Origin of the sequence: Pseudoalteromonas sp. MIP2626, from assembly GCF_013414205.1 — a bacterium.
Lineage (GTDB): Bacteria > Pseudomonadota > Gammaproteobacteria > Enterobacterales > Alteromonadaceae > Pseudoalteromonas > Pseudoalteromonas nigrifaciens.
Window position 1 is genome coordinate 1 of the sequence record NZ_JAATTW010000129.1, and the last position, 592, is coordinate 592.

Here is a 592-nt window from a genome sequence, read left to right on the forward strand (position 1 = left end):
GTACTTTCAAAAGATGAAGGTGGTCGTCATACTCCATTCTTCAAAGGTTACCGTCCACAGTTCTACTTCCGTACAACTGACGTAACTGGTGACGTACAGTTACCAGAAGGCGTAGAAATGGTAATGCCTGGTGATAACGTTAAGATGACAGTTACTCTAATCGCGCCAATCGCGATGGACGAAGGTCTTCGTTTCGCTATCCGTGAAGGTGGTCGTACTGTAGGTGCTGGCGTTGTTGCAAACATCGTAGCGTAATAATTAGCCTAGCTAATTAGTACTAAAAAAACCGAGCTTACGCTCGGTTTTTTAATGCCTGATATAAAGTAAACCTTTCAGAACCTAGCTATAAAAAGAGTGCTTAGTGATTTTAAGAGGGGCTATTTAGGCAGGTGCGTATTCTCATGCATCGCGATCACCTAATACTATCTAAGCCGATCACCTTATACCATCCATCAAGATCACTCAATACCATCGATGCCGATCACTTTTCGGTCAAAATGGTATTGAGTGATCGACTTGAATGGTATCGTTCAATTTGTACACGTTTTTGTCTAGCCAGTAGGTGTTTTTAACCGTTATTCTTTTCATTTTT

Annotated in this window: 1 pseudogene; it reads left to right on the forward strand. The window is 41.4% G+C overall.

The window, feature by feature from the left end:
- Positions 1-255 (forward strand): annotated as a pseudogene (gene tuf / locus HC000_RS18360) (elongation factor Tu); the annotation flags it as partial.
- Positions 256-592 lie beyond the last annotated feature (337 nt).